Origin of the sequence: Dokdonella immobilis (assembly GCF_900115085.1) — a bacterium.
GTDB classification, from domain to species: domain Bacteria; phylum Pseudomonadota; class Gammaproteobacteria; order Xanthomonadales; family Rhodanobacteraceae; genus Dokdonella; species Dokdonella immobilis.
This window is the reverse complement of sequence record NZ_FOVF01000027.1, coordinates 2,103-15,316: the sequence shown is the minus strand read 5'-3', so window position 1 is coordinate 15,316 and position 13,214 is coordinate 2,103. Positions and strand designations below refer to the sequence as shown.

General features: G+C 64.9%; 14 protein-coding genes. 8 read left to right on the top strand and 6 right to left on the bottom strand.

Translation table 11 applies throughout. The features are described 5' to 3' along the window. The first annotated feature begins 4 nt into the window (after positions 1-4). Complete coding sequence (locus BM125_RS15370; RefSeq protein WP_217647891.1) at positions 5-1,468, top strand: bifunctional serine/threonine-protein kinase/universal stress protein; 1,464 nt, start codon at positions 5-7, stop codon at positions 1,466-1,468. Positions 1,469-1,827: 359 nt separating this feature from the next. Here BM125_RS15370 and BM125_RS15365 read toward each other — a convergent pair whose 3' ends face one another. Beyond that, complete coding sequence (locus BM125_RS15365) at positions 1,828-2,049, bottom strand: helix-turn-helix domain-containing protein (protein ID WP_092409565.1); 222 nt, start codon at positions 2,047-2,049, stop codon at positions 1,828-1,830. Positions 2,050-2,054: 5 nt separating this feature from the next. Then, complete coding sequence (locus BM125_RS15360; RefSeq protein WP_139225049.1) at positions 2,055-2,615, bottom strand: DUF2975 domain-containing protein; 561 nt, start codon at positions 2,613-2,615, stop codon at positions 2,055-2,057. Positions 2,616-2,934: 319 nt separating this feature from the next. On the opposite strand from BM125_RS15360, the gene BM125_RS15355 reads away from it, so the two are divergent. Continuing rightward, positions 2,935-3,507 carry a hypothetical protein gene (locus tag BM125_RS15355; protein ID WP_139225048.1) on the top strand — a complete coding sequence of 191 codons (573 nt, stop codon included), beginning with the start codon at positions 2,935-2,937 and terminating at the stop codon, positions 3,505-3,507. Positions 3,508-3,600: 93 nt separating this feature from the next. On the opposite strand, the gene BM125_RS15350 is transcribed toward BM125_RS15355, so the two are convergent. Beyond that, on the bottom strand, positions 3,601-3,918 hold the full coding sequence (locus tag BM125_RS15350; RefSeq protein WP_175498119.1) for an EthD family reductase: 318 nt from the start codon (positions 3,916-3,918) through the stop codon (positions 3,601-3,603). 419 nt (positions 3,919-4,337) lie between these two features. On the opposite strand from BM125_RS15350, the gene BM125_RS20285 reads away from it, so the two are divergent. From BM125_RS20285 to BM125_RS15335, 3 genes are read left to right on the top strand one after another with little or no spacing between them, the layout of a single operon-like run. Beyond that, a complete protein-coding gene (locus tag BM125_RS20285) occupies positions 4,338-4,595 on the top strand; it encodes an acyl carrier protein (protein ID WP_175498118.1) in 258 nt (85 codons plus the stop codon). A 2-nt stretch (positions 4,596-4,597) separates the two neighbouring features. Next, positions 4,598-5,881 carry a beta-ketoacyl-[acyl-carrier-protein] synthase family protein gene (locus BM125_RS15340; protein WP_092409555.1) on the top strand — a complete coding sequence of 428 codons (1,284 nt, stop codon included), beginning with the start codon at positions 4,598-4,600 and terminating at the stop codon, positions 5,879-5,881. 44 nt (positions 5,882-5,925) lie between these two features. Further along, entirely contained in the window at positions 5,926-6,801 is an 876-nt protein-coding gene (locus tag BM125_RS15335; protein ID WP_092409553.1) for a crotonase/enoyl-CoA hydratase family protein, read from the top strand. Here BM125_RS15335 and BM125_RS15330 read toward each other — a convergent pair. Both BM125_RS15330 and BM125_RS15325 read right to left on the bottom strand, forming a co-directional pair. Further along, on the bottom strand, positions 6,766-8,931 hold the full coding sequence (locus tag BM125_RS15330; RefSeq protein WP_092409551.1) for an ATP-binding protein: 2,166 nt from the start codon (positions 8,929-8,931) through the stop codon (positions 6,766-6,768). The genes BM125_RS15335 and BM125_RS15330 overlap by 36 nt on opposite strands. Positions 8,932-9,548: 617 nt before the next feature. Next, entirely contained in the window at positions 9,549-10,097 is a 549-nt protein-coding gene (locus BM125_RS15325; RefSeq protein ID WP_092409549.1) for a YdeI/OmpD-associated family protein, read from the bottom strand. Between the two features lie 220 nt (positions 10,098-10,317). Here BM125_RS15325 and BM125_RS15320 point away from each other — a divergent pair, with 220 nt between their 5' ends. The 3 genes from BM125_RS15320 to BM125_RS15310 all read left to right on the top strand — a co-directional run bounded on the left by BM125_RS15320 (position 10,318) and on the right by BM125_RS15310 (position 11,876). Further along, positions 10,318-10,977: a glutathione S-transferase family protein gene (locus BM125_RS15320; protein WP_092409547.1), complete on the top strand. Its 660-nt coding sequence runs from the start codon at positions 10,318-10,320 to the stop codon at positions 10,975-10,977. Between the two features lie 240 nt (positions 10,978-11,217). Then, entirely contained in the window at positions 11,218-11,439 is a 222-nt protein-coding gene (locus tag BM125_RS15315) for an AbrB/MazE/SpoVT family DNA-binding domain-containing protein (RefSeq protein WP_092409545.1), read from the top strand. A gap of 8 nt (positions 11,440-11,447) precedes the next feature. After that, positions 11,448-11,876: a type II toxin-antitoxin system death-on-curing family toxin gene (locus tag BM125_RS15310; protein ID WP_092409543.1), complete on the top strand. Its 429-nt coding sequence runs from the start codon at positions 11,448-11,450 to the stop codon at positions 11,874-11,876. Between the two features lie 45 nt (positions 11,877-11,921). On the opposite strand, the gene BM125_RS15305 is transcribed toward BM125_RS15310, so the two are convergent. Further along, positions 11,922-12,965: a choice-of-anchor Q domain-containing protein gene (locus tag BM125_RS15305; RefSeq protein ID WP_139225047.1), complete on the bottom strand. Its 1,044-nt coding sequence runs from the start codon at positions 12,963-12,965 to the stop codon at positions 11,922-11,924. Between the last annotated feature and the right edge of the window lie 249 nt (positions 12,966-13,214).

Genomic DNA, 13,214 nt, shown 5'->3' with positions numbered 1-13,214 from the left:
GCCGGTGAAACTCCAGCCTGGCATGACGATCGGGGGTTTCACCCTGGTCGAACCACTGCACGAAGGCGGCATGTCGCGCCTGTGGAGCGTGACCCATCCGGACCACACGATGGCACTGCTGATGAAGCTGCCACGCATCGACTACGGCGAGGCAGTGTCGCAGGTGGTCAGCTTCGAAGTCGAGCGCATGCTGATGCCGATGATCGACGGCGAGCACGTGCCGCGCTACGTCGCCAGCGGGGAGTACGAGGACCAGCCGTGGCTGGTCATGCAGCGCATGCACGGCGAGACGCTGCAGCCGCTGCTCGAAAGGCTGCCACTGGCGGCGGAGCGGGTCGCCGCGATCGGCGCGATGACCGCACTCGCGCTCGAGGACCTGCATCATCAACGCGTCGTCCACCTCGACGTGAAACCCGGCAACGTGCTGCTGCAGGCGGATCCCCGGGACGGAAGCGAGCGCGCGGTGCTGCTCGACTTCGGCCTGTCGCATCACGCCGACCTGCCCGATCTGCTTGCCGAACAGTTCCATGTACCGATGGGAACCGCGCCCTACATCGCCCCGGAACAGGTACTCGGCGTGCGTGACGAACCGCGCAGCGACCTGTTCGCGCTCGGCGTCACCCTGTACCAGCTGGCCACGGGCAAGTTGCCATTCGGTGCGCCCGCGGGCACGGCCGGCATGCGTCGCCGACTCCATGACGAACCGCCCGCGCCGCGCCAGCTCAATCCGGCCGTGCCGCGCTGGTTGCAGGAGATCATCCTGCGCTGCCTCGAGGTCGATCCGGATCGCCGCCACGCCAGCGCGGCGCAACTCGCTTTCGACCTGCAGCATCCGGACCAGGTGCCGCTGACCTCGCGCGCGGATCGCCTGGGCGGTCGTGGCCCGCTGGCGCGTGCCCTGCACTGGCTGTCCGCGCTCGGCACGCGGGCAACCATCGAACGCAAGAAGGCCGTGGCGACCCGCGGCGCGCCGCTGATCATGACCGCCATCGACCTGAAGCAGACCAACCGCGCCCTCGACGATGCCCTGCGCGACATGACCACGCGCATCGTGCAGACCGCCGCCGATTCGCGCCTGGCCTGTGTCACCGTATTGCGCGTCGCCCGCATCGGCATCGAGCCCACCCTCGATATCGAAGGCCGCAGCCGCCACGTCAAGCGCCTGATCGCATTGCGCGACTGGGCGCGTTCGCTGCCGCTCGAGGAACACCGCATCACCTTCCACGTCCTCGAAGCCAGCGAGGTCGCCGATGCCCTGATCGACTATGCGCGCAGCAACCGCATCGACCAGCTGATCATGGGCGCGCGTGGCGTGACCGGGGTGCGGCGCATGCTCGGCAGCGTGTCATCGCGCGTGGTCGCAGAGGCGAACTGCACGGTTACGGTGGTCCGCGCAGGCCGGGAGTCGGCAGCGGAGCAAGCACCCGGGCCCGAACCGACCGAGTCCAAGCCCGCATCCGAGCAGTAGTGATTCGCTGGCGCGGCTAGGGAGCCTCTGAACAAGTGGCGCAATCGTCATGGCGTTCAGAAGGTTTGCCAAATGTGCTGCGTGGCGAAGTGAAGGCTGGTTGCCTTGACGAGCCGCGCGGTGCATTTGGCGAGCCTTCTGAGCGCCACCTCTTCTATGTTAATCAATCGGTTTGGCGACGCCTGCCTGCGCGCAGCTCTTTGTTGCGCCGACTCGAAAGACGGCCAGTCTGTCTTCGCCGGCGCGCCGCGATCTGCGCGCAGGCAGGCGTCGTGACGTTTGTGCCACTTGTTCAGAGGCTCCCTGGAGGTCGTGGCGCGCGGCGGACTCATCGGCCGCCGCCACCGTGCAACCTGGAGTCACCCTTCAGCCGTGTCTTCCGGCTCGAACTTCAGCAGATCGCCCGGCTGGCAACGCAGGTACGCGCAGATGCTGGCCAGCGTTTCGAAGCGGATGCCCTTGACCTTGCCCTGCTTGAGCAGGGACATGTTGGCCTCGGTGATACCGATGAACTCGGCCAGTTCCTTCGAGCGCACCTTGCGTTCGGCCAGCATGACATCGAGCTTGACGACGATTGGCATGAGGCTCAGACGATCTGGGCGTGGTCTTCGGCGAGCGCAACTGCGCGGCCAAGCACACTGGCGATCTGCCAGCTGATTCCGGCGAACAGCAGCAGGAACAGGTCGTCAGAACCGAGGCTGATCGTCAGCGTGGCCGGTCCCGGACCGGCCGTGGTCGCGATCAGGATCACCAGGGTCGGCACCCCGACACCGCTGATCGCGGCCCAAAACACGCAGGCGGAAAAGCGGCGCATGTGGCGCACCGTCTCCGCACTGAAGTACTGCCGTCGCGCGAATGCGGCCAGGCAGCGGCCGGCCTCCAGCAGGGCCGCCGCCATCAGCAGGGCCGGAATCAACGCCAGCACGAAGATCAAACCCGATCGCCAGCGTGGCAGGTTTGCCAGATCGACGTTGGCGCCGAGTTCGGGCATCGCGCTAGACAGACTCTCCGGCCAGCCGAGGGCGAGCACGCCCGCGACCGCCGGCACGAGGACGAACGCAAGCACAAGACAGGTTCGGGAAAGCCGGCGCGCGGGTCGGTCGATGGCGTCGGCAGCGACCGCAGGGGGCGATAGGGATGCAGGCATGCGGGAACACCTCGCGACGGGCTTGATTGTCCTTACTTAACAATTTATTATTGTTTTGCGATAATTAATTGTCGCTCTGAGTCTACCGCATTCCGCCGACCGACAACACATGAATGACCGGATCACGCCATGCCGGTGCCCTGCCGGGCAGCGCTGTTCGCACTCGAATGGGCGCCTTTCGACTTGGCTGCCTGCGAGCCGTTTCATCGATGAGCGGCGTTACGGCCAGGGCATCGGCATACTCGGCGTGTGCTGCCTGCACCTGCTGTTTTTTCTCGCCCTGCAGGCACTGCTCCGATCGGAACCGGGCTTGCCGTCCGTGGCATCCGCCATCCAGGCTCGCCTGATCGATGACTCGATCGCGCCGCCCGTGGCATCTGTGTTGCCGGCGCCCGCCCTGAACCGGGAAACCTCGCGGGTGCAGCGAACAATCGGCCGGGAGAAGTCGCAAACAAGGCAGGGTCAGGCCGTGACGCCAAGGCTGGACCGCCGGCGCCCTGCGCCAACGCGGCGCGCGCGCTCACCCGACCTGTTCGATTCCGCAGGAAGGGTGGTCCTGCCAGACCCGGCGCCAGTGGAGCCGACCGACCCATTCTCGACGACGAGGCAGGCGCCGGAGTTCGCGTCGAATCCGCTTGACCACCTCGATGCACTGCCGTACCGAAGCACGCGCTTCAATCGTCGCTGGGTGCCGGAAGGCGAAACCCTGGGCGGCGCTTTCGTGCGCAACGGCACCTTTGAAAAGCACTGGGACACCCGCGGCGGCAACCGGATCCAGTGCGTCGTCGTGGTGATCCTCCCGGCCTGCCTGTGGGGCTGGATACCGCGCGCACCCATCGGGCAACTGCAGGCGATGCGCGCCGACCCGCCGATGCCGCGCACTCGGCCCTGACCTGGCCGAGCGGGAACGAAGGTGGTCTCGCCAGCTCACTTGCGCCCGGATCCGGGCCGACGCGCCTGCGAGGACCCCACCTGCAGACGACAGTCAGTCGAACGGGACGATGCGGCTGAACTGGATCAAAGGCGCCGCGTCGGTGTAGTTCGGGATGTCGCCACCGAGCTGTTCGCCGATCTGCGACCAGGCGTCCATGAATGCCTCGATCGACTCGAAACGCATGTGGCAGGACATGATGTACGCTGGCGGCGAACCGGGTTCGACACCTGCCATGCCGTATTCGAGGGTCACTTCCTTCAGCACATCGCCGAACAGGCGTTTCGCCATCGGCATATGGGTTGCCAGGTAGTAGTCGATATCGAATCGGGTGCCCGGCGTGTTCGGATACAGGATGTTGAGTCGGATCATCGGCATGGCTCCTTTGCGTTCGCGCCCCCGAGAGACGGGCACGAGCGCCAGAAATTCGGCTCCAATCTACCGGGATCTTGCAGGAATGTCGCATGCGCATGGGATTCAGCCGACATGGCCTCGGAACCCGCGCTGACCCGGATACGTCCCGCCAGTCCCATGTCGCTTTACACTTGCAATTCGGCAACAGACGCGTTGGGTGCCAGTCCGCCCCAACGCATTCATCCGGACCGCGAAATCACTACTATACAAAGCATCTAATCTGCCGGAAAATGCAAGTTTGCAAGGGATGCCGATCCGGCATTGACCGGATTGGAAATTCATCTGTTTCTCCCGACTCGGCTGGACCGAGCACGCACAGACGCAATCTGGCGCGAACTTCGCATGCGCAATTCTTCCCAACAACCGGACCACACTTCATGGGCATTCCCGATTCGGAAAACATACTCGCCACGCTGCAGGGTTTCCTTGCCGAGCGCTTCGACATTGCGGCCGACGTGGCGATTCCCGACGCGCGCCTTCGCGACATTGGGCTCGATTCGATGATGGTCCTGGATGTCATGATGGAGGTCGAGGACCAGCTCGGCGTGAAGCTCGACGACGTTACCCTGCCGCGCGACGCGACGCTCGGCGACGTGGTTGCGCTGGTCCGCCGCAACCTCGAGGTTCGCGCCTGAACATGGCCGGCCACGCGCGCGATGTGGTGATCACGGGTATTGGCATCCTCTCGCCGGTCGGCCTGAACGTGACCGAATTTCGCCAGAGCCTGCTGTCGAACCGATCCGGAATCCAGCTCTGGGAATCGCCCCAGCTTTCGCGCCGCATACCGGCTGGCGTGATCGGCAAGGATTTCAGCAGCGAGTTCAGCAAGCTCGAACTGCCCTACATGGACCGCTGCAGCCAGATCGCCATGCTCGCGGCGAGGCAGGCGATGGCGGATGCCGGCATCGAGCAGTTCGCCGACCACGCCCAGCGCGCCGGCCTCTACTACGGTTCGGTCGGCGGCGGGGTCAAGACCGAGCACGACTGGGTGCGCCAGTTCCACGTCGACCATGTCGAGGGTGCCAAGCCCTACACGATCATGGCCAGCATGCTGAATGCCGCGCCCGCGCTCATCTCGATCAAGCACAAGATCCTCGGGCCGGTGATCACCAACAGCAGCGCCTGTTCTTCGTCGGGCGCGGCCATTGGCGAAGCCTCGCGGGCCATCCGCGACGGCTACCTCGACCTGGCCCTGGCCGGTGGCGCCGAAGCAGCCCTGACACCGACCTTCGTCGCCCTGTGGAGCGGCTTGCGCGCGCTCGCCGAGGCGGACCCGAACGACGTGTCGCGCAGCTGCCGGCCGTTCTCGCTCGACCGCACCGGACTGGTGCTCAGCGAGGGAGCGGTGTTCCTGATGCTGGAATCACGCGCCCACGCGGAAAAGCGCGGTGTTGCCGCTTATTGTCGTTTGTCGGGATACGGCATCGCTTCGGATGGGTATCATATCGGCACACCCCATTCCCAGGGCCAGGCTGCAGCGTTGCGCGCGGTACTGGCCGACGCAGGGTTGCGTCCAGACCAGGTCAGCTACTACAACGCACACGCCACCGCGACCCGCGGCGGCGACCCCGTTGAGAGCGCAGCCGTTCGGGAGGTATTCGCCGACGCAACCGATCAATTGCCCGTCAGTTCGACCAAGGGGATCCATGGCCACCTGCTCGGTGGCGCCAGCGCCATCGAACTCGCCGCCTGCGTGCTGGCGATCGAGGGCTCGTTCCTGCCGGCGACCGCCCATCTGGATGCGGTCGATCCGGAGTGCGCGCTTCGCCATGTCGCCAATCGCCCCTGGCTCGACACGCCGGTCGAACATGCCGTTTCCCTTTCCGCCGGCTTCGGCGGGACCAATGTGGCCCTGGCAGTTTCCAAGGAGCACGAATTGCGCACCAAAAACATCGCCGGGGACGTGTCAACTATCACCTGAGCGCTTCATGCCGAGGCGCTCTTTTCATCCAGGAGAGTGCCACCATGAACGCTGTACACGCTTTTCCCAGCATACCGGCTGCGCGCCATGTCGAGGCGCGTTTCGATGTCGGGCCACAGAACACCCTGTGGATCACCCTGCCCGGCTCGATCGACGGCAATCCGCCCTACTTCTCGCCTCCGCTGATCGACGACCTGATGGACATGCTGCAGCTCATGAAGCGGCGTGGCGCGACCTGGCCGTCGCAGGGGCACCTGCGGCCGATCCACTACACGGTCATGAACTCGGCGCACCCGGAATACTTCAATCTCGGCGGCGACCTGGCCCATTTCCACGACTGCATCCAGCGTCGCGACCGTGACGGCCTGCATCGCTATTCGCTGACCTGTGCCGACATGCTGTTCGAGTGGTCGAGCGCGCTCGGCAAGCAGGCGACCAGCATCGCCCTCGTGCAGGGGCGGGCGCTTGGCGGGGGTTTTGAAACCGCCCTCGCGGCCGACTTCATCATCGCCGAGGAGCACAGCGAGTTCGGCTTCCCTGAAATCCTGTTCGGGCTGTTCCCATGCACCGGCGGCATGAGCCTGCTGGCCCAGCGCATCGGCGCTCGCGCCGCCGAACGCATGCTCGGCGACGGACGCATCTACAGCGCGGCTGCGCTCAAGGAAATGGGCGTGATCGATGCGGTATGTCCGACCGGCGAAGGCGAGCGGGCCGTCGAGCGCTTCATCACCGAGCATGCCAAGCATCGGCAGGCCCGCCTGATGCTGCAGCGCAGCCGCCACCGGATCGCACCGCTGGACCTCAAGGAATTGCACACGGTGGTCGACGAGTGGACCGAGACCGCCATGCAACTCGGCCCGCAGGAACTGCGCGTCATGGAAATGCTAGTCAAGATGCAGCGAGGACGGCGCGTCGACTGACAAGGCCACCGTACCTTCCGGCAACTCCTTTTGCAGAGCGGTGACGGTGGCTCGTGTCGCCTCGGCCAGATCGGCCGACCAGCGTACATGGGCATTTTCGAGTTCTTCGCGCGTTGCGGCCATCAGATTTCCTGCCAGCGCAACCAGACGAACCGCACCCACATCACCACTGACCCCCTTGAGAGCATGCGCCGCGTCTCGCACCGCGGCATAGTGGCGCTCCGCCAGCGCCACGCTGATCTGCCCGACATTGCGCTGGATATCGCTGCAGGCTTCAAGCAGCAGGTTGGGAAAGAACTCGGGCCGATTGCTGACCAGCTTCAGCTCCTCGATGACGCTCGCGTCGATCGGGCTGGCCACGATGGCAGTCAGTACCGGCCTTGACTGACGCGGCCCCGCATCGACCGGCGGCGTTGGATCGGAAACGGCGAATCCCTCTCCGGTGTCCACCGCCTTGCCAAGATCGCGGATGGCCATGCGCAACCTGGCCAGGGTGATTGGCTTGTACATCACGCCCGCCGCGCCGCACTCGCGCAGGCGGATGGCGGTCTGCTGCGACGTGTCGGCGGTCAGGAACATGGCCGGCGCCGCATCGATGCGGCCGAAACGATAGGTCTGCAACAGGCGCACGCCGTCCATGTCGCCGAGGTTGTAGTCGAGCAGCAGGAGATCGAAGTCCTGCTCGGCGAGCGCATCGAGCGCCGCCATGCCGCTGGCACAGGTCGTCACCTCATGACCGTCGCCGACGAGCAGTTCGTGCAGCAGCATGAGGTTGGTCTCGTTGTCTTCGGCGACCAGGATGCGCAAGCCGCTGACAATCTGCTGGACCGCGGGCGTCGGGGCGGATTCGACCTCGGCGTCCGCTGCCCTGCTGCGCGGCAGGGTTACGTCGAACCAGAACCGGCTGCCCTTGCCCTGCTTGCTCTCGAACAGCAGCTCGCTGCCCATCAATTCGACGATCTGCCGGGAAAAGGCCAGGCCGAGGCCGGTGCCACCGAATCGACGTCCGGCACCCTGCTCGACCTGCGCGAACGGCTGGAAGATCGAATCATGGAACGATTCCGGGATCCCGATGCCGGTATCCTCGACGCTGAAGCGCAACCGGTATTCGAGCGGGGTCTCCTCGAGCAGGTCGACGGCTACGTTGACCTGGCCACGCTCGGTGAACTTGACCGCATTGCCGGCCAGATTGAGCATGACCCGGCCGAGATAATGCGCGTCGGTATCGATCCAATCGACGATGGCCGGATCGAGCGCCACGCAGAATGACGTGCCCTTCTTGGCGGCGGTCGGTGCCAGGGCGTCGTGCACCATCTGCATCTTCTCGGCCAGATCGAATGGCGCGAGATGGAGTTCGGCCGCGCGGGCGCCGAACTTCGCCACATCGAGCAGCTCGTTGATCTCGCGCAACAGCTCGTTCGACAGCGTGAGGATCGTGTCGGTACGCCGGGTCACGGTCTCGTAGCCAACCTCGGCCGCCAGCAATTCGGTCGCCGTGATGATGCCGGTCAGCGGCGTACGCAACTCATGACTGACCTTGGCCAGCAAGGCCGATTTGGCCTGGCTTTCGCGCTCGGCGTGCTCCCGCGATTCGCGCAGGGTCTTGATCAACGCGCCGGCGTACATCGGCACGACCACCAGCGGAAGCATCAGGGCGACCCACACCGTCGGATTGGCCTGCCAGTAAGGCACGCTGAGGAAGACCAGCAGGAAACTCGCGATCGTAGTCAGCTGGCAAAGGTGCATGAGCGGCCGGCCGGTGCGAAAGCCGAAGCCGAGGATCGTAAACAGGTAAAAGCCGACCATGATGCTGCCGTATTCGCCTATCACGACCAGCCAGGCCGACAGGGCGAGCGGATCGAGCACCGCCGAGGCAACGAGCAGGTAGTGTGCCGGCACCGACTTGCGGTGGTGGACCAGCACGTGCATGGCGACCACGTAGGCGCAATAGCCCAGGGTCAATGCGAGCAGGCGACTGGCGACGCCTTCGGGGGACGTCAAATAGAGCAGGGCCTCGACGATGACGACTGGCAAGGCGATGACGGCGCGGACCCGGGCCTGGGCGGAAAGGATCGCCCGCAGGCCGGACTCGGTCTTGTCGAGAGCGCCTTCAACGATATCAGGGATCACGGAAGGCCACCCGCAAAGGACATGCTGAAGGCCTCTAGCTTATATGGAAAACGACATAAAAGCATGGTATGAGTACAATTCCCATTAAGAAGATCGTGCCGGGCCGCCACCAGGAGGGCGTTCAGCCAGGCCGTCGAGGGCGCCGTTCAGGCGCGCCTGTGACGTGTCCTCGATGCGGCGCTTGCAAGATGCCGGCCAACTTCATCCCGGGTACCGCCGGACCGGCCGGGGCGGCGGCCCTCAGCGGTCAAGCGGCGTTTTGCAGCACAGTCGCGATGCGCCATTCGTCGGGGGCACGGGACGGAGGCGGGCGAATCCGCGGGTCAGGCGACTGACTCCCAGGCTTCAACGCCCCGATCGCAAAGCCGCCTGGGCCTTGATTCCTTGCTATCGGGCGGTACGCGTAGGCTGCATTGCAAGGAACCGGCTGGAGTGGATCGGTGAGTTCCGCCGATCGCACGTGCGACGCGGGTCGGCGTCCACTCGACCTCTCGCGGGCAGATGTTCCCTCCCGCCCGCGGCCTGCCCCTGGCCCGCGATGCCGACCAAACCTTGGCCTTGCCGATGTCGGGAGGGCTGGCTGGCCTGCCCGCTGCGTTTCCGCGGAACGGATGTCGCTACCCGGCCGCCTGCGGGGCCTTGAGGCTCTTGCTGTAGTAGCCGGATTGATCGAAACAGCACACGCGCTTCTTGCCGGAAGCAAGCATGTCGCAGGCGCCATCGACGCGGCTCTTTCGGGTTTTGGCCTGCTTGGCGGATTCGACCCAGTGGATCCAGTCGATGCGCGCGATGGTCGTGGTCTCGTTCCAGGTCGCCAGGGCCGCCGGACTGGCGGCAAGCGCCTCCTGCAGATCATCCGGTGGCTGCGGCTCCGGCTCGGGTTCGGCCGGCACGATGCTCACGCTCACCAGGTCGCCGACTTCAGCGCCGGCCGCCTCGCGCAATTTCCGGCTGACCTTGAGCCAGTGGCTCAGCTGCCCGTCCGGCTCGAGCGTTGCCTGAAAGGAACAGCCATTGAGGGTGCCATCGACCGTCGTCCTGCCGCGCCTCGGCAAGGTGTCGCTCGCACTTTTCGGAATAACGAGAAACGCCCAGGAATCCCCCTTGCCGGGGTTTGCCGGTTGCAGCAATCGTGCCTCGAAAATGCTCGCGCCTTCATCGGCCATTGGAAGAATCCTTGCAGGCATGGACAGCGCATTTTACCCAAGGCGAGCAAGGACCGGACCGCCGCGCGGCGCCCCGGTTCGATGCCAGGGAAAACGAGCCGAGGCCGGCGCGGATCTCGATCGACGGATTTTTCGCGAACCGTTGCTCCCCGCTGCCGTCTGCGGCCTTTTTTGCAGACCACGGCTATCATTCACCGCGTCCGGAACCTGAGAGCTCCCCATGTCACTTGCCCTGTACGGCCACCCGTTCTCCTCCTACACGCAAAAGTCGCTGATCGCGCTGTACGAAAACGAGATTCCGTTCGAGTTTCGCTGCATCAGCCCGGACACGCCGCAGCATACGGCGGACTGGCTGCAACGCTGGCCGCTGCGCAAGTTTCCGCTCCTCGTCGACGGCGAGCGCACCCTCGCCGAAGCGAGCATCATCATCGAGTACCTGCAGATCGCGCATCCGGGGCCTGTAGCCCTGCTGCCAGCGGATCCGATGGCCGCGCTCGATGTGCGCTTCCTCGATCGTTTCTTCGACCTGCATGTGATGGATGCCATGCAGGTGGCGGTCGACAGCGCGCTGGGCAGGCTGCCGATGAAAAGGGAAGAAGGTTTGGCCATCGCCGTCGAAAGACTGGAACGCGCCTACGCCTGGCTGGAAGGCCATCTCGCCGGCAAGACCTGGGCCGCCGGAGACGCCTTCAGCCTGGCCGACTGCGCCGCGGCGCCGTCGCTGTTCTACGCGGACTGGACGCACCGGATTCCGCAATCCTGCCCCGTCGTTCGCGCCTACCGCGCCCGCCTGCTCGAACGCCCCTCGTTCGCCCGCGCGGTCGAGGAAGCCCGCCCGTTCCGCTCGTATTTCCCGTTGGGTGCGCCGGACCGGGATTGACAGCCCCTGTCGATACCGAACCCGCCGCACTCTATCCCGGAAGGCCCTGGCCGGATTGGGCACCCGCAATTCTCACGCCAGGGCCCCCGAACGGCTCCGAGGGATCAGCGCAGGAGACTTCTTCCGCCTTGCACTCATGCACCGGGGCCGGTCCATCCACGAACGATTCCGTCCCTTGACATTGCAACGCAGCCTCCCTGCGCGATATAACATGCGTTATAACCCGCTCAGGAGCCCGCCATGAAACTCAAAATCACCACCATCGGCAATTCGGCCGGCGTGATCCTGCCGCGCGAACTGCTGGCACGCCTGCGTCTGGAAAAAGGTGACGAGCTGTTTGCACTGGAGACGCCGGACGGCATCCGCCTGACCACCTACGACCCTGAACTGGCGCGACAGATGGAAGTCGCCGAGGACATCATGCGCAAGCGCCGTACTCTCCTGCACAAGCTGGCGCAGTAGGAACACCCGTGATCATCTGGATCGAAAGGGCGCTGGCCATCGCGATTCACGAACGCCAACTGGCCGAGCATGGCGGTGGTAGCGGGGTGCGCGATGAGGCTTTGCTCGTTTCCGCGCTGGCCCGACCCCAGCAGTTGCAAGCCTATGGCGACCCTCCACCGGATCTCGCCGAGCTCGCTGCAAGTCTCGCCTTCGGCCTTGCCCGGAACCACCCCTTCATCGATGGCAACAAACGCACGGCTGCGGTCGCCTGCGAAACCTTCATCGTCCTGAACGGGGGCCTGCTCGATGCCGAAGATCTCGATCTATATCCGCGCTACATCGCCCTCGCCGAAGGCAGCCTTCAGGAAAGTCAATTTGCCGAATGGCTGCGCCAGCACATCAAACCTGGCGTCGGAACGCAGGTAAACGAGCGTCGCGGAGGGTATGCGCGCTGACAAAATGGCCGCATCCACCCGTGGTGGGGGCGACAGCCTTGTCGCTCAGCCTCCATTCTCGACCACTTGGTCGAAATCGTCAGCGAACAGCACATCGCTCTCATACGCACCGATATCGACGTGGGTACCGATCAAGCGCGCGGCGCCGGCGAGGTCGGTATTCGACTGGCCGCCGGCCGGAGCGTCGAAGCCGGCGTTCACCAGCGGCGAAGTGCCGCTGAGCTTGAAACTCAGGCACAGGAAGCCCGAACACGGTTCGAAGATCGGGTCGACGTACTGTTCGCCGAGGATCTGATCCGCGGCGGTGCCGTTGCCGAGCAGCCCGATGTCGTTGTGGAAGCGGCTATGCGTCGAGTTCGCCCGGAAATCGACATTGGTCGTTCCGGCATTGTTCCAGAGGATGTTGTCCGACAGGCTGAAATGGCCATTGCCGGTGATGACCAGGCCACCGACCGTATCCGTCTGGTCGGCGATGTTCGCGGCGATCGTGTTCCCGGTGACCCAGGCCTCGCCACTGTCCTGGATCAGGAACGCGCCGCCGACGACCGCACCGCGATTACCGACCACGAGGTTGTTGCGAAAGCGAAGGTGGCCGCTTCCTGCGTAGGCGCTCACGGCCCCGACTCCGGCCACGGAGCGATTGCCGATGAACTGGTTCAGTTCAACGAGAACATCGCCCGTGTTCCCCGATAGTTCGATCGGCGCATCGAGACTCCCGGTCGAGCGACCTCCCGCCATCGTCAGGTGAAGGATGGAGAGACTTCCGGAATCACTGAAGATGTCCAGGATCGCCACCTGGTTCTGTCCACCCAGCACGGTCTCGGCACCCGTCCTTGACGTGCATCCGGCGTTCCACCCGCCTTCGAGCGCAAGGCTGCGTGTCTCGGTCGAGTTGAACGTAAGCGGTGCGGTCAGTGAATAGGCACCACCGACCACCGAGATGATGTCATTCTCGCCGTTGTTCGCGGCAATGATCAGCGCCGACTGGATTCCGCCGACGGTCGAAATGCAGAACGTGGCGGCGCAGGCCGGCGACGCAGCAACCGCCGCGATCGCGCCGAACAGAGGCACCCATAACCTTCGCCACATCGCCTGGCTCCCGAGCCCAGTGAATTACCCTTGCACGCGCAAACGGCGCTCGCGAACTCCGGTGATATGCCGGTAGCCGCCCCGAGACGCCGGACGCTTTAACCGACAGACGGGGTTTCGTCGCTGAAGGGATCATCCGAACGACGTCGAATCGCAATTCCGGGCAGATTGCCCAGCTCGATTCAAGCTCGATGCCATACAGGTTCCGGCGGCGCCGCACGAAAGCGCTTCCACGAAACGCGGACGAAG